Raw genomic sequence first — 23,788 nt, forward strand, 5'->3', positions numbered from 1 at the left:
ACCATGCCGCGTTTCCCGAAACCACCGGAAGGCAGCTGGACCCAGCACTATCCCGAACTCGGCACGGACCCGGTGTCCTACGAGGACTCGATCACTCCCGGGTTCTACGAGCGTGAGAAGGAAGCGATCTTCAAGCGCGCCTGGCTGAACGTCGGGCGGGTGGAGCAGCTCCCGCGCAAAGGCAGCTATTTCACGAAGGACGTCGACGCCGCCCATGCGTCCATCATCGTCCTGCGCGACAGGCAGGGGCAGGTCAGGGCGTTCCACAACATCTGCCGCCACCGCGGGAACAAGCTCGTCTGGTCCGACGATCCGAAGCAGGACACGGCGGGTTTCTGCCGGCAGTTCACCTGCAAGTACCACGGCTGGCGCTACGGCCTCGACGGCGCGCTGACCTTCATCCAGCAGGAGGGCGAGTTCTTCGACGTCGACAAGAGCCGGAACGGCCTCGCGCCGGTGCACTGCGACGTCTGGGCGGGCTTCATCTTCGTCAACTTCGCCCGGGAGCCCGAGCAGTCGCTCCGCGAGTTCCTCGGCCCGATGGTGACCGCGCTCGACGGCTACCCGTTCGAGAAGCAGACCGCCCGCTTCGGATACAGCACCACGATCCATGCCAACTGGAAGCTGTACATGGACGCGTTCGCCGAGTTCTACCACGCGCCCGTCCTGCATGCGAAGCAGTCGCCGGAGAAGTACTCCACCGCCGCCCAGCAGGCCGGATTCGAGGCGCCGCACTACCAGATCGACGGCCCGCACCGAATGGTGAGCACGTCCGGCGTGCGCTTCTGGGAAATGGACACCGAGCTGGTCAAGCCCATGGAGATCCTGACCCGCAGCGGGCTGTTCGGCCCCTGGGAGCAGATCGGCCTCGGCGAGATGCCGCCCGGCGTCAACCCGGCCAAATGCGACCCGTGGGGGCTGGACTCCTTCCAGCTGTTCCCGAACTTCGTGATCCTCATCTGGAGCCAGGGCTGGTACCTGGCGTACCACTACTGGCCCACGTCGTACAACACTCACGTCTTCGAGGGCAACGTCTACTTCGTCCCGGCGACCGGTGTCCGCGAACGCATCGCCCAGGAAATGGCGGCGGTGACGTTCAAGGAGTTCGCGCTCCAGGACTCCAACACTCTGGAGGCCACGCAGATGATGCTCGAAACCCGGTACATCGACCGCTTCCATCTCAACGACCAGGAGATCCTCTGCCGGCACCTGCACAAGGTCGTGGGCGAATGGGTCGACGACCACGAAGGGGCCCGCAAGTGAGTGCGCTGCTGCCCGAGCGATTCGCCGATCTGGAGCCGTTCGCCGCGAAATGGTGCCTGCCCACCGAGCACGAACGGTACGGCATGCGGCTGGCGAGCACGACCGAGGAGATGCAGGCGTTCTACGACGCCGTCGTGCCCCGCGCCGAGGAGGCCATGGCCCACCTCGAAGGGCTCGCGTTCGACGCGCTGCCCGAGGACGCCACGAACCTCCTGCACCTGCTGTACTCGATGGTCCAGGTGTCCTTCCCGGTCGAGGTGTGGCGGCAGCCCCGCGTCCCCGACAGCGGGTCGTCGAGCTTCGACTGCCTCGTCGAGCCCGTGCCGTGACCGCGCCGTCCGAGGCGCCGATCGTGCTGCGGGCCCGGCGCTGGGCGGACGTCGGCGCTGGGGAGGTCCGGTCACCGGCGGCGATCGTGGTGGAGGGGAACCGCATCACCGCGGTGAACCCCGCCGAGACCCCCGCCGGGGCGACCGAGATCGACCTTGGCGACGTGACGCTGCTGCCCGGGCTGATGGACATGGAGCTCAACTTCCTGATCGGCGGCCCGGAGACCCCGACGGGCCTGCCGCTGCCGATGCACGGGGTCCAGGACGATCCGGCGTACCGCTCGATCCGCGCGACCCTGAACGCCCGGACGACACTGCTCGCCGGGTTCACCACCGTCCGCAACCTCGGCCTGATGGTCAAGACGGGCGGCTACCTCCTGGACGTCGCCGTGCAGCGCGCCATCGACCAGGGGTGGGTGGACGGTCCCCGCATCATCCCGGCGGGCCATGCGGTCACCCCGTACGGCGGCCACCTCGACCCGACCGTCTTCCAGCGCCTGGCGCCGGGGATCATGCCGCTGAGCATCGGCGAGGGCATCGCCAACGGCGTCGGCGAGGTGCGCGCCTGCGTCCGCTACCAGCTCCGGCACGGCGCCAAAGTGATCAAGGTGTCGGCGTCGGGCGGGGTGATGTCGCACAGCACCGGCCCCGGCTCCCAGCAGTACTCCGACGAGGAGCTGGCGGCCATCGCCGACGAGGCGCACCGGGCCGGCGTCCGCGTCGCCGCGCACGCGGTGGGGGACCGGGCGGTGCGGGCGTGCGTCCGGGCCGGCATCGACTGCGTCGAGCACGGCTTCCTGGCCGGCGAGGAGACCCTCGCGCTGATGGCCGAGCACGGCACGTTCCTGGTGTCGACGACCTACCTGACCGACGCGATGGACGTCGGGCGGGCCGCGCCCGAACTGCGGAAGAAGGCCGCCGAGGTCTTCCCCCGCGCCAGGTCGATGCTTCCCAAGGCCATCGCCGCCGGGGTCAGGATCGCCTGCGGCACCGACGCCCCGGCCGTCCCCCACGGCGACAATGCCAAGGAGCTCGCCGCCCTGGTGTCGCGCGGGATGACCCCGATGCAGGCGCTGCGGGCCGCGACCGTCACCAGCGCGGAACTGGTCGAGCTCGACCACGAGCTGGGCCGCCTGGAGGAGGGGTTCCTCGCCGACATCATCGCCGTCCCCGGTGACCCGTCGCGGGACATCACCGTCACCCAGGACGTGCGGTTCGTCATGAAGGACGGCCGCGTCCACAAGAACACCTGACCGCCCCACCCGAACGGAGCGCACATGACAGGCGGCGTGATGATCGTCGAATCGTGTCCCTCGTCCACCCGGGACGCCCCGGCCTACCACGACTGGTACGACAACAAGCACATTCCCGAGGTGCTGCGGCTGGAGGGCTTCGTCTCCGCCAGGCGGCTGGAGTCCCTCGACGGCGGCACCTTCGTCGTGATCTATGAGATCGAGGGCGATCTGGAGCGGGCCAAGGCGGCGCTGAGCGAGGCGCAGTCGTCCGGGAGGCTCTCGCGGCCGGAGGGGGTCCGGCTCGACCCGCCTCCGGAGATCCGCTACCTCCGCCGGCGGGACGGGAGCCATTAGTGGTTTTGACGTCGAAGTCGAGTTAGGATCGCAGCGGGCCGGCCGCGCCGGCGGGCCCGGTACCGGCTCCTGCTGAGGAGGTCGAAGCGTGGACGCCTCGCGCATCGCCGACGTCATCGAGATCGAGCAGCTGCTCGCGCGCTACGCGGCCGGCATGACGAAGGACGACGTGGACGCGGTCGTCGCCGTGTTCGCCCCGGACGGCACCTACAGCGCGTTCGGCGAGGAGTACGGGGTCGGCGACTTCCCCGGGCTGGTCGCGGCCGCGCCGAAGGGGCTGTTCTCGGTGGGGACTCCGGCCATCACGTTCGACGGGGAGGCGTCGGCCGCGGGCGAGCAGCCCCTGTGCTTCGTCGCCCAGCACGACCACTCGATGCGGATCGGCTGGTACACCGACACCTACACCCGCACGCCGGACGGGTGGCGGCTGCGGACGAGGGCGATGACCTTCCTGCGGCGCAGCGGCGCCCGCGACTCGGGGCGGCCCCATGACCCGCTGCGCCCGGCGCCGACGCAGCGGTCCGCGAACTGAGAGCGTGCCCGGTGGACCTCCCGGAGTTCCGCGCCGGCCTGGACGCGTGGCTCGACGAGCACGAGCCCGAGCTGAGGATGGAGGCCGGCCCGGACGTCGCCTTCGACCAAGAGATAGAACATCTCTCCAAGGTGAAGCGCACGACCTACGACGCGGGCTGGATGCGCCGGGGCTGGCCCGAACGGGTCGGCGGGCTCGGCGGTTCCACGCTCCTGCGCGCCTACCTCGGCGAGGCGCTGGCGTCCCGCGACCTGATCGAGCCCGGCATCTACTCGATGACCGAGGTGCTGGCACCCACCATGATCGAGTTCGCGCCGGCGGGCCTGGCGGCGGAGATGGTGCCGCGGCTCCTGCGCGGCGACGAGACCTGGTGCCAGGGCTTCTCCGAGCCGGGCTCCGGCAGCGACCTGGGCTCGCTGGCCTGCCGCGCCCGCCGGGATGGCGGCTCGTGGCACGTCATCGGGCAGAAGGTCTGGACGAGCCTGGCGCAGTACGCGCACCGCTGCGTCTTGCTGGTGCGCACCGGCACGCCGGAGTCGGGCAGCAGGGGCATCACCGCGCTGTTCGTCGACATGGACTCGCCCGGCGTCACGGTGCGCCCGATCCGCGCGATGCACGGCCGGGACGAGTTCTGCGAAGTGTTCTTCGACGACGTACGCGTACCGCTCGAACGCACCCTCGGCGAGGCCGGCGGCGGCTGGGCGGTCGCGATGGACCTGCTGCCCTACGAGCGGAGCACGTCCCTGTGGCACCGCGGCGCCTACCTGCGGCAGCGGCTGGGACGCCTGCTCGCGTCGGTCCCGGACGGCACGATCGACCCCGGCGACCTCGGCGCGGTCGCGCAACTCGCCTTCGCCCTGCATGCCCGCTCGCGCGGGACGCAGCACCGGATGGAGCGCGGCGAGCGGCTCGGCCCGGAGACCTCGGTCGACAAGGTGCTGCTCGCCACCACCGAGCAGGCGGTGTTCGACCTGGTCGCGGACGCGGTGCCGGCGGCCGTCGCGGTCGGCGGCGACGCGGCCGCCGGCCGGTGGCGCACCGAGTTCCTGTACTCGCGGGCGGCGACGGTCTACGGCGGCAGCGCCGAGATCCAGCGCGGCATCATCGCGCGCCGCCTGCTCGGCCTTGGGGCGGAACGATGATGGATACCGGCACCGCCGAACTGCTGGGGGAGAGCCTGGAGGCGGCCTTCCGGAACGAGACCGCCGCGGCGGTGGAGGCGTCGCTGGCCGAGGTCGGCTGGCGGGAGGCGCTGGACGAAGAGGGGATCGCGGTCGTCCCGCTGCTGTTCGGCCGGCAGGGCATGGCGAACGCGGTCTCCGGCGCGCTGGACGACCTGCTGACGACCGCCCTCGGGTTGCCCGCCGGCCCGGACACCGCGTTCGTGCTACCCGAGTTCGGGAGCTGCGGACCACCGGGCCGCATTCACGACGGCGCCCTCACGGTGCGAGGTCTCGGCACCGTACGGACGGCCGGCGCCGCCCACGCCGTGGTGCTCGCCGCCGGACCGGACGGCGCGCTCCGGGCAGTCACGGTCGAGACGGGGAAACTCCAGGCCCGGCCGATCGGAGGCGTCGATCCCCGCCTCGGGCTGACCGCGATGGAAGGGCAGGGCCTCACCGCGTCGCAAGGCACCGCGTCGCAAGGCACCGCGCCGCAAGGCACCGGGATCGCGGCCGCCGCCTGGGAGGGCGCGCTGGCGTCCGGACGGCTGGCGCTGGCGCACGAGCTGAGCGGTGCCTCCCGGACGATGCTCCGCCTGGCGTGCGAGCACGCGGTGACGCGCGTCCAGTTCGGGAGCCCGATCGGCGCGTTCCAGGCCGTCCGGCACCGGCTGGCCGAGTCCCTGGTCGCGGTCGAGAGCACGGAAGCCGCCGCCGGCGCCGCGATCGAGGAGGGCGGCGAGGTCTCCGCTCTGGCGGCGGGCATGGCCAAGGCCCTCGCGGGACGCAACGCGCGCACGGTGGCGCGGCACTGCCAGCAGGTGCTCGCCGGCGTCGGGTTCACCGACGAGCACGACTTCCACCGCTACTTCCGGCGCGTCCTCACCCTCGACGGCCTCCTCGGCGATTCCCGGACGCTGACGCGCGAACTCGGAGAGCGACTGCTGCGCGACCGGCGCCTGCCCCCGCCGCCGCCCCTGTGAACCGGAGCCTCACTTCTTCCGCTTGGCCTTCTGCTTGTCGAGGGTCGCCCGCAGTTCCGGGGACAGGAAGGAGCGGTCCTCCGCGGCGATCGCGAAATCGAGCGTGCCGAGGACGGCGCGTTCCAGATGCAGGTTCAGGACGCGCTTGGTGTCCTCCATCGTCCGCCGGGGGAGGGCCGCGAGCCGGCGCGCGCAGGCCATCGCCGACTCCAGCACCTCGCCGTCGGCGCAGACATGGTTGGCCAGGCCGATCTCGGCGGCCCGGCGGGCGCTGATCCGGTCCCCGGTGAGGGCGTACTCCTTGGCCAGCTGGAGGCTGGTCAGCAGCGGCCACGTCACCGGGCCGCCGTCGGCCGCCACCAGCCCGACCATGACGTGGGGGTCGGCGAGGTGGGCGCTCTCCGCGATGAACACGATGTCGGAGAGCGCGACGAGGCTGCAGCCGAGCCCGACCGCCGGCCCGTTGACCGCCGCGACGACCGGCAGCCGGCACTGCACCATCCCGGTGACGATGCGGCGCGCGTCCACCAGGGTCTGCCGCCGCAGCGCGTCGTCCTTGGTCAGCTCGTCCAGGTAGGCGAAGTCGCCGCCCGCCGAGAACGCCCGCCCCGCTCCGGTGAGCACGACCGCTCGGGCGTCGTCGTCCGCGTCGAGGCGCGGGAACAGCGCGCCGAGGCCCTCGTGCAGGACGTGGTTGGTCGCGTTCAGGGACTCGGGGCGGTTGAGCGTCACGACCCTGATCGGCCCGTCCGCGGTGACCTCGATCTCGGGGGGCATCCCGTACGCGCCGCTCACGACGCCGGCAGCCCGAGGATCCGGGTCGCCACCAGGTTGCGCTGGACCTGCGACGTCCCGCCCATGATGCTCTGCGCCCGGCTGTAGAGGTACATCTTCAGCCACGTGTCCTCCTCGATGCCGCCCGTCCGGTCGCCGATGCCGAGCGCGGCGTGCCCCACGGTCTGTTCGACCCGTGTCATCAGCAGCTTGTCCACCGAGCCCGCGGGCCCGTGCGAGGTTCCGTCCAGCCGGTCGGAGAGCCGCCGGCACACGTGCAGCCGCAGCATCTCGGCCTCGACGACCGCCCACGCCACGTCCCGCACGTTCTCCGCGGTGAAGCGGCCGGGCTCGGAGCGCAGCGCGGCCACCAGTTCGCCGACCGCCTTGCCGTAGCGCGCGACGTAGCCGAGCTCGCCCGGCTCCCGCTCATGGCTCACCACCGTCATGGCGAGCGGCCAGCCCTCGCCCGGTGCCCCGACCATGTCGGCCGCCTCGGCGACCGCGCCGTCCAGGAGCACCTCGCCGAACTCCCGGGTCACCCCGTTGATCATCTTGAGCGGGCGCCGCCCGACGGCGGGCTGGTCCATCCGGACGGCGAACGCCGACAGCCCCTTGTGCCTGGGCACGCCGGGGTCGGTCCGGGCCAGCACCAGGCACCAGTCGGCCTCGTCGGAGTAGCTCGTCCAGACCTTGTGCCCGCTGATGAGGTACCGGTCGCCGCGCCGGACGGCGCGTGTGCGCAGCGCCGCCAGGTCCGACCCGGCGTCCGGTTCGCTGAACCCCTGGCACCAGCGCTCGCGCCCGCTGACCAGGCCGGGCAGGAAGCGGCGCCGCACGTCCTCGGCCGCGTGCCGCATCATGCCCTGGACCAGGTAGCCGAGGCTGGGACGCGGCGGGGCGCCGGCCTGCGCCAACTCCTCGTCGACGATCGCCTCGTACACGCTCGGCAGGCCGCGGCCGCCGACTTCCTCGGGCCACGACAGGCCGAAGAACCCGGCGTCGTACAGCGCCCGGTGCCAGGGGGCCTGGCCGTCCCAGTACGCGTCGGCCGTCGACGACTGGGGGAGCCCCGGATTGTGCTCCGCGAGCCAGGCCCGCAGCCGCAGGCGGAACGCGGCCTCCTCGGGGGAGTCAGCGAAGTCCATCGGGCCCGCCTCCGATCTCGCGGTGCGCGACGACGCGGGCCAGGCTCGCGCCCACGTCGCCGAGCACCTGGGTGGACAGCAGCGCCCGCCGCAGGTGGACGTGGGCGAGGCAGTCCCAGGTCATGCCGATGCCGCCGTGCACCTGGACGGCGGTCTCGCACACCTCGCGGGCGGCGCGGCCGCAGTAGGCCTTGGCGACCGCCGCCGCCGCGAGCGCCTCACCGGGCGGCAGGGTGTCGGCCGCCCAGGCCGCGTGCCGGGCGACGCTGCTCGACCCCTCGATCGAGACGAACGCGTCCGCCAGCATGTGCTGGACGCTCTGGAAGGTGCCGATGGCCACGCCGTACTGGTGGCGGACGCCGGCGTAAGCGCGGGCGAGGTCCACCGCGCCGCGCATCGTCCCCACCAGGTCGGCGCAGGTGAGGGCGAGGGCGAACGCCGACCAGGCCTCGACGTCCCCGGCGGTGAGCGGACGCCGGGCCGGGCCGGGCGGGCGGCCGGGTACCGCGTCCGCGACCGCGGCCGCCGGTCGGGTGAGGTCGCGTCCCGGCGCCGTGCCGGCCACCGTTCCGGCCACCGTTCCGGCCACCGTTCCGGCCACCGGGACGCAGGCCAGGTCGTGGCCGTGGTCGGTCCGCACGAGCAGGAGGGCGGCCGTCGCGCCTCGGGCGTCGATCGCGGTGCCGGAGCAGCGCGTCCGCCCGTCCTCGATCACGGCCGGGCCGGACAGGTCGGGGCGCAGCAGGACGGTCTCGATCGAGGCGGCGGCCTCGGCGCCCGCGCGGCGCCGCAGTTCGGCGGCCAGCGTCGGCCCCAGGAAGGGTACGTCGGCCAGGCCCCGGCCCAGCTCCTCGGCCACGATCGCGGTTTCGACGGCGGAGGCGAGCGGGCGGTCCGGCGCGTCCGGGTCGGGGAGGCGCAGCTCGCGCCACCCGGAGGCGGTCAGGGCCGCCTCCAGCCCGGCGGCGCGGGCGGCGTCGGCCAGGGCGGCGACGGAGCGGGGCGCGCGGTCGCCGACGAGCCGGGCGGCCGACTCGCGCAGCGCCCGCTGCTCGTCGGACAGGCGGACGTCCATCGGCGTTCACTCCGCGGCTCTTCGGAGACTCTTGGCTGCCTCCGATAGAAGTCTATACTGACGTCGAAGTCAATCCTGGAGGCTCGACATGAGCGATGACCCGAGGGCTGTCCGGCCGAGCATCGCCGCGATGACCGAGTCCGCCGCCGAGCGGTTCGCGGGCCGCGTCGCCGTCGTGGACGGCGAGGTCCGCCTGTCGTACGCGGCGCTCTACGAGGAGGCCCGGAGCTTCGGGGCCGCGCTGGTCGCCGACGGCGTCGAACCCGGAGACCGGGTCGGCATCTGGGCGCCCAACGGCCGCGAATGGATCGTCGCGCTGCTCGGGCTGTACCAGGCGGGCGCCGTCCTCGTCCCGGTCAACACCAGGTTCAAGGGGCGGGAGGCCGCCGAAGTCCTGAGCCGCGCCGAGGTGAAGGTCCTGGTGACGGTGACGGACTTCCTCGGCAACGACTATGTGCAGATGCTCGCCGGCGCTGATGTGCCGCTGCCGGACCTGCGGACCATCGTCGTGGCCCGGGGTCGTCCGTCCGGGGCAGGCGTGGCATGGGACGCCTTCCTGGCGCGCGCCACCGAGGACGGGCTCGCCGAGGTCGACCGGCGGCGCGCCGCACTGGGCCCGGACGACACGTCCGACATCCTCTTCACGTCCGGGACGACCGGCGCGCCCAAGGGCGTCGTCATGACCCACGGCCGGACGATGGGCGTGGCCACGGACTGGGTCGCCATGACGGGACTCAGCGAGGACGACCGCTACGTGATGGTCAACCCCTACTTCCACATGTTCGGGTTCAAGGCCGGCATCCTCGCCTGCCTGTCGGCCGGCGCCGCCATGTACCCGCAGGCCGTCCTCGACGTCGACGCGGTGCTGGCGCTGGTCGCCGGGGAGCGGGCCACCGTCCTGCCGGGCGCCCCGACCATGTACCACGCGATCCTGGAGCACCCCGGCCGCGGCCGGTACGACCTGTCGAGCCTGCGCGTCGCGGTGACGGGCTCGGCGGACATCCCGGTCGAGCTCATCCGGCGCATCCGCGACGAGCTTCCGTTCTCGGTCATCGTCGCCGGATACGGCTTGACCGAGGCGGGGACGGCAAGCTCGACCGCGCCCGACGGCGACCCGGGGACCATCGCGACCACGGTCGGCCGCGCCCGTCCGGGCTTCGAGATCCGGGTCGTGGACGGCTCCGGCGCACAGGCCGCCCCTGACGCAATCGGCGAGATCGTGCTGCGCGGCCCGACCGTCATGGCGGGTTACCTGGGCGATCCGGACGCGACGGCAGAGGTGCTCTCCGCCGGCGGCTGGCTGCGCACCGGCGACTTGGGGCGAGTCGACGAGCGCGGCTGCCTGCGCGTCGTCGGACGCTCCAAGGACATGTTCATCGTCGGCGGGTTCAACACCTACCCGGCCGAGATCGAGGCCATGCTCCTCGAACACCCGGGGGTGCGGGAGGCCGCGGTCGTCGCTGTCCCCGACGAGCGCCTCGGCCAGGTGGGCGTGGCGTTCGTCGTGCCGCGCCCGCCCGCGCCGTCCGCGGCCGAGGTCATCGCCTGGTGCCGCGAGCGGATGGCCAACTACAAGGTGCCGCGCTTCGTCGAGCTGATCGACGAGCTGCCGCTCACCGCGAGCGGAAAGGTGCGGAAGACCGCGCTGCGGGAGCGGGCGGCCGGCCGCGCGACGACCTGACCGCCCCGCCTGGAGCCGCTCAGGTGGACAGGACGGATACCGCGGCGACGCCCGGCGCGCCGTAGAGCTGGGCGAGCCCGACCCGCGGCTCGCCGGGGACCTGCCGCGCGCCGGCACGGCCGCGCATCTGCAGCACCAGCTCGCGGACCTGGCGCAGGCCCGACGCGCCGACCGGCTCGCCGTTGGCGATCAGGCCGCCGTCGGTGTTGACCGGCAGCCTGCCGCCCGGCGCCGTGGCGCCCGCGGCGACCAGGTCGTTCTGCTCGCCGTCCGCGCAGAGCCCGGCCTCGGCCATGTGGATGACCTCGGCGCCCGCGTCGGTGTCCTGGAGCTGGGCGATCTGGACGTCCGCGGGGGCGACGCCCGCCTCCTCGAACGCGGCCTTTGCGGCATCCACGGTCGGCGCCGGGACGTGGTCGGCCGCCACGGAGGCGGAGGGCGTGTGCACCTCGAACGCGCCGAACCGCCGCGTGCGGGTCACGACGCTGCGCAGGTAGACCGGCTTGTCGGTGTAGCGGTGGGCGATGTCGGCGCGGCACACGACGACCGCCGCCGCGCCCTCGTTCGGGCTGCAGAACATGTACTGCGTCAGCGGGTGGTTCACCATCCGCGACCCGAGGATCTGCTCGGCGGTCAGCGGCTTGCGCCGGTGCGCGTTGGGATTCAGCTCGCCGTTGCGGTAGTTCTTGGCGGCGACGGCGGCGAGCGTCTCGCTGGTGATCCCGTGGTCGTGCATGTAGCGGTTGATCTTCATGCCGAAGAACTTGGTCGTGAGGAACAGCCCCATCTCGCCGTACCAGGACGGGCAGCCGTACTCCCGCGGGTCCGCGGTGAAGGCGCCGGACTCGTGCTTGTCCATGCCGAGGACGAGGCCGATGCCGTGCGCGCCCAGCCTGATCGTCTGGCTCGCCAGGGCCAGCGCGCTGCCGGCCGTCGCGCAGCCGTTGTAGACGTTGGTGAACTGCACGCCGGTCAGCCCCAGTTCGGCGACGACGGCGTCCGGCTGGTCGACCTCGTAGCTGCCGCCGACGGCGAACTGCATGTCCGCCCAGGTCAGGCCCGCGTCGGCGAGCGCGTCCCGGGCCGCCTCGGCGCCCATGGCGAGGGCGGGCTTGCCGGGGAAGCGGCCGAACCGGTGGATCCCCACCCCGATGATCGCGACGTCAGGCATGGCCGGTCCCTTCCGGGGCGAAGGCGAACGTGATGATCTCCCGGCCGTCCTCGCCGGTGCTGAAGGGCATGGTCACCAGGCGCATCGGCATGCCGAACTCCAGGTCGCCCACCGCGCAGCCGGTGAGGAGGCTCTCGACGCGCAGCTGGCCGGGGAGCTCGACCACGCCGACCGGCCAGGGCTCGAACGGGTCGGTCCCGGCGAACTCGCCGCGGAAGGGTGCCTTCGGGGGGAAGCCCTGGGTCGTCCACGTCCACAGCGTCCCGGAACGGCTCAGCAGCGCGCGTTCGACGGCGGCGGCCCCGCAGCGCGCGCAGCCGGCGCGGAGCGGGAACACGTGCGTCCCGCACTCCTCGCACCGGCCGCCGATGAGCCGCGGTTCGTCGTCGGGCCAGGTGAACAGGTCGTCGGCGATGGGGACCGGTGGCATCAGCTCTCCTTGCTCCCCCCGGGCGAACCGGGAGTACCGTGACGATTCATCCTATACTGACGTCGAAGTCAATTAAAGGAACCGGGTCGGCCGCCATCCGGACCGGGCGGGTGTGGAGGCTTGGTAGCCTCGACGTCGAGTTTTTCCGATGTCGGATTCATCGCACTGGAGGTGCCCGCATGGACCCCGAGCCCCGCTCGGCCAAGGGCCGCCGGACGCGGGCGCGCCTGGTCGCCGCGGGCAAGACCGTCTTCGAGCGGGACGGCTTCCTCCAGGCGCGGATCACCGACATCGCCGCCGAGGCCGAGGTCTCGCACGGGTCGTTCTACCACTACTTCGACTCCAAGGAATCGCTCTTCCGCGAGATCGCCGAGGAGGTCGAGGTGCGCCTGGTGTCCATGGACGACATCGCGCAGGACCTGGCCGACGACGCCGGGCCGGTCGAGCGCATCCGCGCGGCCAACAAGGCCTACCTGACCGCCTACCGCAAGGAGGCCCGCATCATGCGGGTCATCGAGGAGGTCAGCCGGTACGACGACGACGTGCGCCGGGTGCGGTCCAAGCGCGACGACTACCTCGCGGCCCGGCTGGAGTCGGCGATCAAGCGGCTGCAGGCGGAGGGGCTGGCCGACGAGCGGATCGACGAGCGCTACGCGGCCACCGCGCTCGGCGGCATGGTCGCCAAGTTCGCCGAGATGATGTTCGTCGGCGGCGCCCGCTTCGCCATGAACGACGCCGTGGAGCAGCTCACGCTGCTGTGGGCCAACGCGCTCGGCCTGCGCCCGGACGCCGCCCGCCGGCATTGACCGAGCGGCCGGCTCATTATAATTTCGACGTCTATGTCGAATAATTCCGGTGAGGCGCTGACCGACGAGGAGCTGCGCGCGGCCGTCCGGGAGGTGGCCGGGCGGTTCGACGACGCCTACTGGGCCGAGGCCGACCAGGAGGGCAGGTTCCCCTGGGAGTTCTACGAGGCGTTCGCGTCGGGGGGCTGGCTCGGCATCGCGATCCCGCGCGAGTACGGCGGCGCGGGCATGGGCGTCTCGGCGGCCTCGTCCATGATGTACGAGATCGCCGCGTCGGGCGCGGGCATGAACGGGTGCAGCCCGTTCCACCTGACCATCTTCGGGCTCAACCTGGTGGCGCGGCACGGCGGCGACCGGCTCTGCCGCGAACTGCTCCCCGGCGCCGCGGCGGGCGACCTGCACGTGTGCTTCGCCGTCACCGAGCCCGACGCCGGGTCCGACACGAGCCGCATCCGCACCTTCGCCCGCCGGGACGGCTCCGACTACGTGATCAACGGGCGGAAGGTCTGGATCACCAAGGCGGCGCAGTCGCAGAGGGCGGTGCTGCTGGCCCGCACGGGCGAGCCGCGCGAGGGCGGGCGGCCGACGGACGGGCTGTCGATGTTCGTCGTCGACCTGACGGGCGGCGAGGTGGAGATGCGCGCGATCCCGAAGCTGGGCCGCAACGCGGTGTCCTCCTACGAGCTGTTCATCGACGACTTCCGCGTCCCCGGATCGGCTCTGGTGGGGGAGGAGGGCCGCGGGTTCGCCTACCTGCTGGACGGCATCAACCCCGAGCGGATCCTGCTCGCGCACGAGTCGCTGGGCATCGGGCGCGCGGCGCTGCGCCGGGCGGTGCGGTACGCGGGCGAGCGCGTGGTGTTCGGCCGTCCCATCGGCAAGAACCAGGGGATCGCGTTCCCGCTCGCCGAGGCGTCGATGCGGCTGGACGCGGCGGAGCTGGCCGCCCGGCACGCCGCCGCCCGCTACGACGACGGGCTGCCGTGCGGCAAGGAGGCGAACACCGCGAAGTACCTCTGCGCCGACGCCGCCTTCGCCGCCGCCGACGCGGCCGTCCAGACGCACGGCGGGTTCGGGTACGCCCACGAGTACCACGTCGAGCGCTACTTCCGGGAGTCCCGCCTGATGCGCATAGCCCCGGTCAGCCAGGAGATGGTGCTGAACTACATCAGCGAGCACGTCCTCGGCCTGCCGAGGTCCTACTGAGCCCCCTTCACCTTGTCCTTCATGCCGTCCAGGCGCATCAGGACGGGGAAGCCGCCGTCGCTGAGGGCGTTCCCGTGGCCGGTCTGGTGGACGTCGAACACCGCTTGGATGGCCGCGTAGAAGCCCTGCACGTCCAGGGTCTGGTTGACGGCGCGTTTGGCCTGCCTGAGCGCGAACGGGTGCATCTCGGCGATGCGCCCGGCCAGCTCCATCGCGGTGTCCTCCAGCGCGTCCAGCTCGACGACCCGGTTGACCATTCCGACCTTCTCCGCCTCGTCCGCGGTGATGGGGCGGCCGGTGAACAGGATCTCCTTGGCCTTGCGCGGGCCGAGCTCCCAGGTGTGGCCGTGGTACTCGACGCCGCCGATGCCCATGTGCACCACGGGGTCGGAGAACTCGGCGTTCCCGGCGGCCACGATCAGGTCGCAGGGCCAGCAGAGCATGAGCCCGCCCGCGATGCACTTGCCCTGGACCGCGGCTATCGACGGCTTCGGGACGTTGCGCCACCGCAGCGTGTACTCCAGGTACCGGCGCGCCTCGACACCGTAGATGTGCGCCAGGGTGATCTTGTCGGGGACGGGCCCGCCGCCCTTGAGGTCGTGCCCGGCCGAGAAGTGCCTGCCGTTGGCCTTCAGCACGATGACGCGCACGTCGTCGTCGGCGGCGGCGCGGCTCCACGCGGCGTCGAGATCGTCCAGCAGCGCCATCGTCTGGGCGTTGGCCGCCTCGGGGCGGTTCAGCGTGATGGCCGCGATGCGGTCCTTGACCTCGTACAGGATCTGGTCCATCGGATTCTCCTCATCTCTTGTGGCCCATGAGGCCGAGGGCCGCGTCGGCGGCGTCCAGGACGGCGCCGGGCTCGGCGCCCGCCGCGCCGGCGATGCCCGCGATCAGCCCGACGTCCTTGCGGAGCAGGCCCCCGGCGTGGGCGGCGATGCGGTCGAGCGTCCCGCCGCCCGAGGCGACCCGGTCCAGGGCGAAGCTGGCGCCGCTCCCGCGGGAGACCACCTCGGCCAGCCCGGCGGCGTCGACGCCCAGCGCCCGCCCGAGGCCGAGCGCGGTCGCCGCCGTCGCGAGGTTGGCGCTGAACAGCAGGTTGTTCAGCAGCTTCGCGACCTGCCCGGACCCGAGCGGCCCCGTATGGACGACCGGGTCGGCGAAGGCGGCGAACACCGGGCGGCAGCGTTCGACGGTCTCCGGCTCGCCGCCCGCCATCACCAGGAGGCGGCCCGCGTCCGCCGCGGGCCCGCCGCCGCTCACCGGCGCGTCGATCACCGCGACGCCCAGCGTCCCGGCCTCGTCCGCGAGCCGGCGGCAGGTGTCGGGATGGACGGTGCTGTGCACGGCGATCGTCGCGCCCTCCGCGGCTCCCGCCAGCACGCCCTTCTCGCCGGCGACGACCTCCCGCACTCCGGCGTCGTCGACCACGCAGACGCAGACGAGGTCGCTCGCCGCGGCCAGCTCGGCGGGCGACGCGGCGACCGCGGCGCCGGTGCCGGCGAACGGCTCCAGCGTGGCGGGACGGCGCGCCCACAGCGTCGTCGGGTGCCCGGCGCCGACGATCCGGCGCGCCATGGGGCCGCCCTGGCTGCCCAGCCCGATGAAACCGACGCGCATGCGCGATGGGCTCATGCGCCCTCCTCACTGAGATCCGGTGTGCACGTCACGGTCGCGTCCCGCCCGGTCGCTCTCATCGGGGCAGGCCGAGGATGCGCTCGGCGATGATGTTGCGCTGGATCTCCGAGGTGCCGCCGGCGATCGTCCCGCCGAAGCTGCGCGCGTACCGCTCGAACCAGCTCGCGTAGTGGTCGTCGAGGTCCATGTGGTTGGACGGCGCGGTCAGCGTGGGGTGCACCAGGGAGTCGGGCCCGTGCTCCTCCAGCGCGTGCAAGGACGCCTCCTGCACTGCCTCCGAGCCGAACAGCTTGAGCACCGACAGCTCCGCCGGGTCGCGCCCGCCGGCGAGCTGGCGGTAGCCGAGGAGGCGGAGCGCCTGGCGGTCCATGAGCAGCGTCGCGTACCACTCCCGCACGCTGGGCGAGTCCTCGATCAGGTAGCTCATCCAGTCCGCGTAGCTCAGCCAGAGCAGCGTCCGCTCGTGCCCGAGCGAGCCGTGCGCCACGCCCCACCCGCCGTGCAGGGGCCCGAGCAGGTTGGCGCGCGGCACCCGGACATCGGTGAAGAACACCTCGTTGAAGTCGTGGTCGTCGGGCGCGGCGATGGACCCGAACGGCCTGCGGACCAGGCCCTCGCTGCCGGTGGGGACGACCAGGACGCTGATGCCCTTGTGCTTGGGCGCGTCCGGATCGGTCCGCACGAACGTCAGCAGGACGTCGGCGTCGTGCGCCCCGGACGTCCAGACCTTCTGCCCGTTGACCACGAACTCGTCGCCGTCGAGGACCGCGCGGGTGCGCAGCCCGGCCAGGTCGGAGCCGGCGCCGGGCTCGCTCATCCCGAGCGCGGCGGTCATCTCGGCGCGCAGGATCGGGACGGCCCACCGCCTCTTCTGCTCCTCGGTGCCGAAGGTCAGCAGCGACGCCGCGACGATGCCGAGGCCCTGCGGGTTGAAGCTGTGGTAGATCCGCCGCCGTGACAGCTCCTCCAGGTGGGCGAGCTGCTGCGGAAGCGTCGCGTTGCGCCCGCCGTACTCCGGCGGGTTGCCCGGCAGCAGCCAGCCCGCGTCGAACTGCTTGCGCTGCCAGCGGCGCGCCCACTCCGGTATGTCCGCGCTCGACCGCGGCCGGGGCACGGCCTCCTCCGGGCCGGGCAGGTTCGCGTCCAGGAACGCGGAGAACTCCGCACGGAACTTCTCGATCTCGGGATCGGGGGTCAGCTTCATAGGGCCGCGCCCTTCCGCGTGACTTCCTCCACCAGCGCCCGCCGGTGCACGGACGCCCCGCCCAGCAGCAGATCGCACGCCTTGGCCCGCTTGAGGTAGATCTGCAGATCGTTCTCCCACGTGTAACCCATGGCGCCGAAGAGCTGGTAGCCGTGCTTGAAGACGACCCGCTGGCATTCGCCGGCGGCGGCCTTGGCCATCAGGGCGGCCTCGCGGCGGCGCGGGTCGTCCTCGGCGATGGTCAGCGCGGAGTAGTAGGCCAGGGCCTTGGCCCGCTCGATCGCGACGTGCATGTCCGCCGCCTTGTGCTTGACGGCCTGGAACGACCCGATCGGCACGCCGAACTGCTCCCGCTGCTTCACGTGCGCGACGGCCAGGTCCAGGATGCGGCGGCACGCGCCGACCGCGGTGACCGCGAGGCCCATCAGGGCGAGGTCCGGGACTCCGGCGGCGAGGTCCGCGGCCTCGACGTGCGCCACGTGCAGGGTGGGGTCGAAGGTCTGGACGGGGGAGGCCGCCACCTCCGGCCCGGGCACGACGACCACACCGCCGGCGGTGAGCAGCGCGACCTCGTCGGCCCGGTCCGCGTCCAGCACGAACCGTCCCGTGCCGTCGAAGACGCCCGTGCCCGAGCCGCCGGGCGGCCGCCCGGCGAGCGGCGCGAACCACGTCGCCGAGGCGAGGAACGGGGTGGGGTCGGCGACGTAGCCGAGCTCCTCCAGGACGATCGCGAGCTCGACCGGAGGGGTCTCCAGCCAGCCCAGGTCCTGGTAGGTCCGCCAGAGCCGCTCCTCGGGCAGGGACCGCGACTTCGTGACCGTGTCGCGGACCATCTCCCGCAGGAGCCGCTGGTCCTCGTCGAACTCGAAATCCATGAGCGCCCTCGTCTCTCAGAGCCGCGTCGCGGCGGCCAGTTCCGCCGCCGCGGCCGCGGTGCGCAGGACCGCGTCGCCGTAGTGGGCCATCTTCGGGTTGTCCGCCTCGCCGCCGACATGGCGGGCGTAGCCGCCCTCCAGCACGATCGCCATCTTGAAGCGGGCGAGGATCACGTAGTAGTCGATCTCGCTCACGTCCCGCCCGCTGACCCTGGCGTAGTGCTCCAGCAGGTCGGCCCGGTCCGGCATGCCGGTGTAGTCGACATAGCCCTGGCCGCCGCGGTCCTCGCCGGCGTCCGGCCAGCCCATCACCACCCACGCGAGGTCGAGCAGCGGGTCGCCGACCGTGGCCATCTCGAAATCGACCAGCGCCGCGAGCCGGGCCGGCGCGCCGTGCCGGAACATCACGTTCGCGAACTGGTAGTCGCCGTGGATGATGCCGGGCTCCCAGTGGCTCGGGCGGTGGCCGCGCAGCCAGGCGGCGGCCTCGTCGATACCCGGGATGTCGCGGAACCTGAACTTCGCCAGGTGGGCCAGCCAGCGGTCCACCTGCCGGTCGTGGAAGCCCTCGGGCCGGCCGAAACCCTCCAGGCCGCGGGCGCGCCAGTCGACGCCGCCGAGCCTCGCGATGCCCTCCACGAGCTGGTAGGCGAGAGCGGGGCGCAGCGACAGGTCGCTCTTGAACGGCTCGGGCCAGCCGCCGTCGACGTTCATCGGCGACCAGCCGTCCACGTGCTCCATGAGGTAGAAGCACGAGCCGATGACGCCCGTGTCGTCGCAGGCGGCGATGGCCTCCGGGTGCGGGACGCTGGTGCCCTTGAGCGCCGTCAGGACGCGGAACTCGCGCAGCATCGTCTCGTCGCGGCCCGGCGGGACGCGCCGCGGCGGCTTGCGCAGGACCATGGTCCGGCCGCCGCGCCGGACCTCGATGATCTCGTTGGACGTGCCGCCGGAGATCAGCGACGTCGCGACGGGCTCGCCGGGCGCGAGGCCGCGGCCGTCCATCCACCGGGCGAGCGCCGAGCCGTCGACGGGTTCGTTGGCCGGGTCCATGCAGTGAGAATAACATTCTCGTCTGACGATAGTAAGAGTCTCGACCGTGACGTAGTGTTCTCCGGGTGACCGAAGTCTCCGGAGAGCCCGCCTGGCGCCGCAGGGCCGTCGAGCGCTCCACGCGGGCCGCCAAGCTCCGCGCCGAGCAGCGGGTCCAGCGCTTCCTGGACTCGGCTCAGGACCTCATCGCCGAGAAGGGGACGACGGACTTCACCGTCCAGGAGATCGTCGAACGGTCCCGGCAGTCCCTGCGCAGCTTCTACCAGCACTTCGACGGCAAGCACGAGCTCCTGCTCGCGCTTTTCGAGGACGCGCTCGCCCGGGGCGCGCTGGAGATCCGTGCCGCCGCGGCGGCGGAGGCCGACCCGCTGCGCCGCCTGCGGGGCGCCGTCGAGCTCCTCCACGCGCAGTCGCGGCCGCAGCCGCACGTGGAGCGCCCGCTGTTCAGCGACTTCGCGCGCCACCTGCTCGTCCGGAATCCCGCCCAGGTGGCGGCCGCGCACCTCCCGCTGCTCGCGGTGTTCACCGAGCTGATCGAGCAGGCCGCCGCGGCCGGGGCGATCCCCGCGGGCCGGCCCCGGCGGCGGGCCTCCCTCGTGATGCAGACGATCATGTTCGCGGCGCAGGGCAACGGCGTCCCCGCCGAGGGCCGCGCCGCGCCGTTCACCTCCCGCGAGGTCTGGGAGTTCTGCTTCACCGGAATCGCCGGCGCCGGCTCGCCGGCCCCGGAGTGACCGGCGGGGCCCTCCTGCGCACGTCACGTGTCCGACCGCAGCAGGATCGCCCCGCTCGGAGTCAGCCCGCCGCTGCTCACCACCGCGACACGGGCGCCCGGCACCTGCCGCTCACCGCCCTCGCCGCGCAGCTGCGCGACGGCCTCGTGGACCAGGCCCATGCCGTGGGTGCGTCCATGGGAGAGCTGCCCGCCGTGGGTGTTCAGCGGCAGCAGGCCGTCGCGGGCGATGTTCTTGCCGCCGTCGAGGAAGTCCTTGGCCTCGCCGATGCCGCAGAAGCCGAGGGCCTCGATCCACGACAGGCAGTTGATGGTGAACCCGTCGTAGAGCTGCGCCACGTCCACGTCGCAGGGACGCAGCGACGTCCGCGTCCACATGTGCGCGGCCTGCCCGAGGACCTGCGGCTCGTGGGTCAGGGTGCTCTGGTCCCACTCCAGCCGCTCGATGATCTGCGTCCCGACGGCCTCCACCAGGACGGGCGGCTTGGCCAGGTCGCGGGCGGCGCCGACGGCCGAGACGACGACCGCGACCGCGCCGTCGCAGGGCACGTCGCAGTCGTACAGGCCGAACGGCGTGGTGATCGGGCGGGCGTTCAGGTAGTCGTCCATCGTCAGGGGCTCGCGGTAGACCGCCGCCGGGTTCAGCGCGGCGTTCGCCCGCTGGTTCAGCGCGATCCAGCCGAGCGTCTCGCGGGTCGTCCCGTAGCGGTGGAAGTGCCGCTGCGCGTTCTGCGCCAGCGTGTGCGCCGCCGAGACCGCCCCGAACGGGTGCATCCACGCCGCGCCGCCGGACACCCGCCCGCCGCCGGGCGGGTCGATCCGCCCGCGCCGCACCAGGTCGGTGTGCGTGGCCTCCCAGAGCGTGCGGAAGCACAGCACGTGCCGCGCCAGCCCGCCCGCGACCGCCAGCATCGCCGCGATCAGGGAACCGCCCGGACCGAACGTCTCCGCGCCGCCGTTGTGCCAGGTCGGGCGGATGCCGAGCGCCGACTCCAGCGCGGTGATCCCGCCCTCGGCGAACCCGCCGAAGGCCCCGGCGCCCGGATAGGTCGCGAGGCCGTCGATGTCGTCGAGGGCCAGGCCCGCGTCCGCGATCGCCCGCTCGCACGCCGACACGGTCAGCGCCAGGGGCGCCGCCATCAGCCGGCGCCCGATCTCCGAGCTGCCGATGCCGCTGAGCGCGACGCGGTCCTCGAACTTCTCCGGCGTGACCATCGGCCGGACGTGCAGGCCGATCCGCTCCGGCTCCACCGCGTCGGTGGGCAGCCCCGCCGGGTGCTCGCCCTGCTCGGCGGCAGGCCGGAAGAGCGGCAGCCACACGTCGTCGGCCTGCTCGAACACGACCTCCATCCGCATGCCGAGCACCAGGTCGGCGGGGTCGCACTCGACGGCGTTGGTCGTCAGCCGGACGCGAGGATCCTCCTCGACGGCCACCTGCGCCACGACGTACGGGGCGGCCAGCCCAGGCGGGCTGAACCGGTGGTTCACGGTGAAGCCGATCAGCGTCGCGAACCCCGACACCGCCCGCACCCGCAGCCGGGTGCCCCGGCAGTACCGGCACACCGGCTGCGGCGGATGGATCAGCGCCGCGCACGCCTCGCACTGCCGGAAGCGCAGCCGGCCGTCCGCCCCCGCCGTCCAGAAGAACTCGGTCTCATCGGTGATCGACGGCAGGGGGCGGCCCGAAGGTCCGGCCACGTCGCCTCCAGGTGCTCTCTTCGCCGGACGTCAGGACACCGAGATCGCGCGCTCCGGGCAGGAGCGGACCGCCTCCCGGACCTTCCCCTCCTGGCCGGCCGGGACCTCCTCGCTGACCGGCGATGAGTGGCCGTCGATGTCGTCGAGTTCGAAGACGTCGGGCGCCCGCATCGCGCAGAGCGTGTGGCCCTGGCAGAGCTCCTGGTCGACCTGCACCTTCACGATTTCTCCTCCCTGGAGGGTCAGGCCTTGTAGTCGTGCCACTTGAGGTAGCCGCCGGCGTCCACCCGCATCTGCATGCCGGTGACGTAGCGGGACTCGTCGGAGGCCAGGAACAGGACCATGTCGCTGATGTCGCGCGGCTCGACGTAGGGGACGGGCATCGCCTGCTGCGTCCGGAACGCGGGCTCGGCGTCCGCGCGGGTCGGGTGCTCCAGGTCGGGCCGGAACGAGCGGTACATCGGCTCGCTCTGCAGCATGTCGGTGTCGCAGTTGGTCGGGTGCACGACGTTGGCGCGGATCCGCAGTGGGGCCACGTTCCTCGCGAGCTCGTGGATGTAGTGCGAGAGCGCCTGCTTGGCGTACATGTAGGCGTGCCCGCCGGGGTCCCTGCCCGGCTGGTCGATGGTGCCGATGACCATCAGCGCGGCGATGGACCCGGTCGCGATGATCGAGCCGCCCTCGGGAAGGTGCGGCAGCGCGGCCTGGACCGCATTGATCGTCCCGACGAGGTTGGTGTCGACGACGTCGCTCCACGCCCGCAGCGGCGGCCGTCCCTTCATCCCCGCCACGCCCGCCTGCGCCACGACGATGTCGAGCCGCCCGAGCTCGGCGACGCCGCGCTCCACCGCCTCCCGCAGCTGGGCGGCCTCGCGGACGTCCGCCTGGACCGCCACGATGCGCCGCCCCAGTTCCTCGACGAGCCGGACGGTCTCCTTCAGGTCGTCCGGGCGGGCGAGCGGGTAGCCGATCGTCTCGTAGTCCTGGCACAGGTCGACCGCGATGATGTCGGCGCCCTCCTCGGCGAGCCGTACCGCGTGGCTGCGGCCCTGGCCCCGGGCCGCGCCCGTGATGAACGCGACCTTTCCCGCAACACGTCCCATCGGTGTGGTGTCCTCTCCGAGAGAATCCTAGTTCCGGATGTGAGAACATTACTCTCCACGGCGTCGACCGGGAAGCCCCCGGGGTTGGAGGAGCTCATGGAGACCGGGATCTTCGCGGCGGTGGCCGCGTGAGGCCGCTGGAGGGCGTCCGCGTCCTGGAGGTCGCGATGTACGGGTTCGTCCCGTCGGCCGGCGCCGTGCTGGCCGACTGGGGCGCGGACGTGGTGAAGGTGGAGCACGCGGTCGCCGGCGACCCGCAGCGCGGCCTGCGGCAGATCGGCACGATCCGCGTCGACGGCGACCCGAACCCCAACATCGAGCACGCGAACCGCGGCAAGCGCTCCCTGGGGCTCGACCTCACCGTGCCCGAGGGCAGGGTGGTGCTCGACGCGCTGATCCGGCGCTCGGACGTGTTCCTGACGAGCTTCCTGCCCGGTGCGCGCACCAGGTTCGGCATCGACGTCGACGACGTCCGGGCCGTCAACCGGAAGATCGTCTACGCGCGGGGCAGCGCGCTCGGGCCGCGCGGGCCGGAGGCGGGCAAGGGCGGGTACGACATGACCGCGTTCTGGGCGCGCGGCGGCACGGCCGCCAGCCTCACCCCCGCCGGCACCGAGGGGATGATCAGCCCGCCGGGCCCCGCCTACGGCGACACGATCTCCGGCACCAACCTCGCGGGCGGCATCGCGGCCGCGCTGTTCCGGCGCGAGCGCACCGGGGAGCCGTCGACCGTGGACGTGTCGCTGTTCGGCAGCGGCCTGTGGGCGATGGGGCACGGCATCGCGCTCTCTCTTCGCGTCGGCGAGCGGCTTGCCCCGCCCCCGGCGGGTGCGCACGGCTCGCCGAGCAACCCGCTGTCCGGCCTGTACGCCACGTCCGACGGCCGGTACCTGGCCTTCGTCATGCTGCAGCCCGGCAAGTTCTGGGCGGACGTGTGCCGCCACATCGACCGGCCGGAGCTGGCCGGCGACCCCCGCTTCGCCGACGCCGAGCGGATCGCCGCCAACACCGGCGAGGCGGTCAAGATCCTCCGGGAGGCCATCGCCGCCCGGAGCCTGGCCGAGTGGACCGAGCGCTTCGCCACCCTCGCCGGGCCGTGGGCGCCGGTGCAGGACTCGCTGCAGGCCGGCAACGACCCGCAGGCCCGCGCGAACGAGTACATCGTCCAGGCCGGCGACCTCGAACTGGTCGCCAGCCCGGTGCAGTTCGACGTGGCCGCGCCCGACCTGGGCCCGGCCCCCGAGTTCGCCGCCCAGACCGAGGAGATCCTCACCGAGCTCGGCCTCGACTGGGACCGCATCATCGCCCTCAAGACCGCGGGCGCCGTCACCTGACGG

Annotated in this window: 25 protein-coding genes; 12 read left to right on the forward strand and 13 right to left on the reverse strand. The window is 72.8% G+C overall.

The window, feature by feature from the left end; genetic code table 11:
- Positions 1 to 3 precede the first annotated feature (3 nt).
- From E1293_RS10140 to E1293_RS48535, 7 genes are all read left to right on the forward strand, one after another.
- Entirely contained in the window at positions 4 to 1,263 is a 1,260-nt protein-coding gene (locus E1293_RS10140; RefSeq protein WP_132196259.1) for an aromatic ring-hydroxylating oxygenase subunit alpha, read from the forward strand.
- Positions 1,260 to 1,592 carry a hypothetical protein gene (locus E1293_RS10145; protein WP_132196261.1) on the forward strand — a complete coding sequence of 111 codons (333 nt, stop codon included), beginning with the start codon at positions 1,260 to 1,262 and terminating at the stop codon, positions 1,590 to 1,592. Before E1293_RS10140 ends, E1293_RS10145 begins: the two co-directional genes overlap by 4 nt.
- On the forward strand, positions 1,589 to 2,845 hold the full coding sequence (locus E1293_RS10150; protein ID WP_132196263.1) for a metal-dependent hydrolase family protein: 1,257 nt from the start codon (positions 1,589 to 1,591) through the stop codon (positions 2,843 to 2,845). Before E1293_RS10145 ends, E1293_RS10150 begins: the two co-directional genes overlap by 4 nt.
- A 24-nt stretch (positions 2,846 to 2,869) precedes the next feature.
- The gene (locus E1293_RS10155; RefSeq protein ID WP_132196265.1) at positions 2,870 to 3,181 is read left to right on the forward strand and encodes a DUF4286 family protein; all 312 of its coding nucleotides are present in this window, start codon (positions 2,870 to 2,872) and stop codon (positions 3,179 to 3,181) included.
- An 88-nt stretch (positions 3,182 to 3,269) separates the two neighbouring features.
- Positions 3,270 to 3,713 carry a nuclear transport factor 2 family protein gene (locus E1293_RS10160; RefSeq protein WP_132196267.1) on the forward strand — a complete coding sequence of 148 codons (444 nt, stop codon included), beginning with the start codon at positions 3,270 to 3,272 and terminating at the stop codon, positions 3,711 to 3,713.
- 11 nt (positions 3,714 to 3,724) lie between these two features.
- On the forward strand, positions 3,725 to 4,855 hold the full coding sequence (locus tag E1293_RS10165; protein WP_132196269.1) for an acyl-CoA dehydrogenase family protein: 1,131 nt from the start codon (positions 3,725 to 3,727) through the stop codon (positions 4,853 to 4,855).
- Positions 4,852 to 5,859, forward strand: coding sequence for an acyl-CoA dehydrogenase family protein (locus E1293_RS48535; protein ID WP_207938767.1), 1,008 nt, complete (start codon positions 4,852 to 4,854; stop codon positions 5,857 to 5,859). The genes E1293_RS10165 and E1293_RS48535 overlap by 4 nt, the downstream gene beginning before the upstream one ends.
- A gap of 9 nt (positions 5,860 to 5,868) precedes the next feature.
- Here the strand turns inward: E1293_RS48535 and E1293_RS10175 are convergent, their stop codons facing one another.
- The 3 genes from E1293_RS10175 to E1293_RS10185 are packed head-to-tail and all read right to left on the reverse strand — an operon-like array spanning position 5,869 to position 8,856.
- Positions 5,869 to 6,654, reverse strand: coding sequence for an enoyl-CoA hydratase/isomerase family protein (locus E1293_RS10175; RefSeq protein WP_207938768.1), 786 nt, complete (start codon positions 6,652 to 6,654; stop codon positions 5,869 to 5,871).
- Complete coding sequence (locus E1293_RS10180) at positions 6,651 to 7,781, reverse strand: acyl-CoA dehydrogenase family protein (RefSeq protein WP_132196271.1); 1,131 nt, start codon at positions 7,779 to 7,781, stop codon at positions 6,651 to 6,653. Before E1293_RS10180 ends, E1293_RS10175 begins: the two co-directional genes overlap by 4 nt.
- Positions 7,768 to 8,856, reverse strand: coding sequence for an acyl-CoA dehydrogenase family protein (locus tag E1293_RS10185; RefSeq protein WP_132196273.1), 1,089 nt, complete (start codon positions 8,854 to 8,856; stop codon positions 7,768 to 7,770). The genes E1293_RS10180 and E1293_RS10185 overlap by 14 nt, the downstream gene beginning before the upstream one ends.
- 88 nt (positions 8,857 to 8,944) lie before the next feature.
- Between E1293_RS10185 and E1293_RS10190 the strand changes: the two genes are divergently transcribed.
- Complete coding sequence (locus E1293_RS10190) at positions 8,945 to 10,537, forward strand: FadD3 family acyl-CoA ligase (protein ID WP_132196275.1); 1,593 nt, start codon at positions 8,945 to 8,947, stop codon at positions 10,535 to 10,537.
- Between the two features lie 19 nt (positions 10,538 to 10,556).
- Here E1293_RS10190 and E1293_RS10195 read toward each other — a convergent pair whose 3' ends face one another.
- Both E1293_RS10195 and E1293_RS10200 read right to left on the reverse strand, forming a co-directional pair.
- Complete coding sequence (locus E1293_RS10195; RefSeq protein ID WP_132196277.1) at positions 10,557 to 11,708, reverse strand: thiolase family protein; 1,152 nt, start codon at positions 11,706 to 11,708, stop codon at positions 10,557 to 10,559.
- Positions 11,701 to 12,138, reverse strand: coding sequence for a Zn-ribbon domain-containing OB-fold protein (locus tag E1293_RS10200; protein ID WP_132196279.1), 438 nt, complete (start codon positions 12,136 to 12,138; stop codon positions 11,701 to 11,703). The genes E1293_RS10195 and E1293_RS10200 overlap by 8 nt, the downstream gene beginning before the upstream one ends.
- A 179-nt stretch (positions 12,139 to 12,317) precedes the next feature.
- Here E1293_RS10200 and E1293_RS10205 point away from each other — a divergent pair, with 179 nt between their 5' ends.
- Both E1293_RS10205 and E1293_RS10210 read left to right on the forward strand, forming a co-directional pair.
- Positions 12,318 to 12,944, forward strand: a complete 627-nt coding sequence (locus tag E1293_RS10205) for a TetR/AcrR family transcriptional regulator (RefSeq protein ID WP_132196281.1) — start codon at positions 12,318 to 12,320, stop codon at positions 12,942 to 12,944.
- A 33-nt stretch (positions 12,945 to 12,977) separates the two neighbouring features.
- Positions 12,978 to 14,150, forward strand: a complete 1,173-nt coding sequence (locus tag E1293_RS10210; RefSeq protein WP_132196283.1) for an acyl-CoA dehydrogenase family protein — start codon at positions 12,978 to 12,980, stop codon at positions 14,148 to 14,150.
- Here the strand turns inward: E1293_RS10210 and E1293_RS10215 are convergent.
- Genes E1293_RS10215 through E1293_RS10235 form a run of 5 tightly spaced genes read right to left on the reverse strand, consistent with a single transcriptional unit; the run spans position 14,144 to position 18,917 of the window.
- Positions 14,144 to 14,938, reverse strand: coding sequence for an enoyl-CoA hydratase (locus tag E1293_RS10215; RefSeq protein ID WP_132196285.1), 795 nt, complete (start codon positions 14,936 to 14,938; stop codon positions 14,144 to 14,146). The two genes, E1293_RS10210 and E1293_RS10215, sit on opposite strands and share 7 nt — an antisense overlap.
- A 10-nt stretch (positions 14,939 to 14,948) precedes the next feature.
- On the reverse strand, positions 14,949 to 15,782 hold the full coding sequence (locus E1293_RS10220; RefSeq protein WP_207938769.1) for an NAD(P)-dependent oxidoreductase: 834 nt from the start codon (positions 15,780 to 15,782) through the stop codon (positions 14,949 to 14,951).
- 58 nt (positions 15,783 to 15,840) lie between these two features.
- Positions 15,841 to 16,989 carry an acyl-CoA dehydrogenase family protein gene (locus tag E1293_RS10225; RefSeq protein WP_132196287.1) on the reverse strand — a complete coding sequence of 383 codons (1,149 nt, stop codon included), beginning with the start codon at positions 16,987 to 16,989 and terminating at the stop codon, positions 15,841 to 15,843.
- Complete coding sequence (locus tag E1293_RS10230) at positions 16,986 to 17,864, reverse strand: acyl-CoA dehydrogenase family protein (protein ID WP_132196289.1); 879 nt, start codon at positions 17,862 to 17,864, stop codon at positions 16,986 to 16,988. Before E1293_RS10230 ends, E1293_RS10225 begins: the two co-directional genes overlap by 4 nt.
- A gap of 15 nt (positions 17,865 to 17,879) precedes the next feature.
- A complete protein-coding gene (locus E1293_RS10235; RefSeq protein WP_132196291.1) occupies positions 17,880 to 18,917 on the reverse strand; it encodes a phosphotransferase family protein in 1,038 nt (345 codons plus the stop codon).
- Positions 18,918 to 18,982: 65 nt separating this feature from the next.
- Here E1293_RS10235 and E1293_RS10240 point away from each other — a divergent pair, with 65 nt between their 5' ends.
- Positions 18,983 to 19,651 (forward strand): TetR/AcrR family transcriptional regulator, encoded by a 669-nt coding sequence (locus E1293_RS10240; protein ID WP_132196293.1) that lies wholly within the window; start codon positions 18,983 to 18,985, stop codon positions 19,649 to 19,651.
- Between the two features lie 23 nt (positions 19,652 to 19,674).
- Here E1293_RS10240 and E1293_RS10245 read toward each other — a convergent pair whose 3' ends face one another.
- Genes E1293_RS10245 through E1293_RS10255 form a run of 3 tightly spaced genes read right to left on the reverse strand, consistent with a single transcriptional unit; the run spans position 19,675 to position 22,451 of the window.
- The gene (locus E1293_RS10245; RefSeq protein ID WP_132196295.1) at positions 19,675 to 21,348 is read right to left on the reverse strand and encodes a thiolase C-terminal domain-containing protein; all 1,674 of its coding nucleotides are present in this window, start codon (positions 21,346 to 21,348) and stop codon (positions 19,675 to 19,677) included.
- A gap of 30 nt (positions 21,349 to 21,378) precedes the next feature.
- On the reverse strand, positions 21,379 to 21,570 hold the full coding sequence (locus tag E1293_RS10250) for a ferredoxin (protein ID WP_132196297.1): 192 nt from the start codon (positions 21,568 to 21,570) through the stop codon (positions 21,379 to 21,381).
- A gap of 20 nt (positions 21,571 to 21,590) precedes the next feature.
- Positions 21,591 to 22,451, reverse strand: coding sequence for a mycofactocin-coupled SDR family oxidoreductase (locus tag E1293_RS10255; protein WP_132196299.1), 861 nt, complete (start codon positions 22,449 to 22,451; stop codon positions 21,591 to 21,593).
- A gap of 128 nt (positions 22,452 to 22,579) precedes the next feature.
- Between E1293_RS10255 and E1293_RS10260 the strand changes: the two genes are divergently transcribed.
- A complete protein-coding gene (locus E1293_RS10260) occupies positions 22,580 to 23,785 on the forward strand; it encodes a CaiB/BaiF CoA transferase family protein (protein ID WP_132196301.1) in 1,206 nt (401 codons plus the stop codon).
- Positions 23,786 to 23,788 lie beyond the last annotated feature (3 nt).

The organism is Actinomadura darangshiensis, from assembly GCF_004349235.1.
Classification (GTDB): domain Bacteria; phylum Actinomycetota; class Actinomycetes; order Streptosporangiales; family Streptosporangiaceae; genus Spirillospora; species Spirillospora darangshiensis.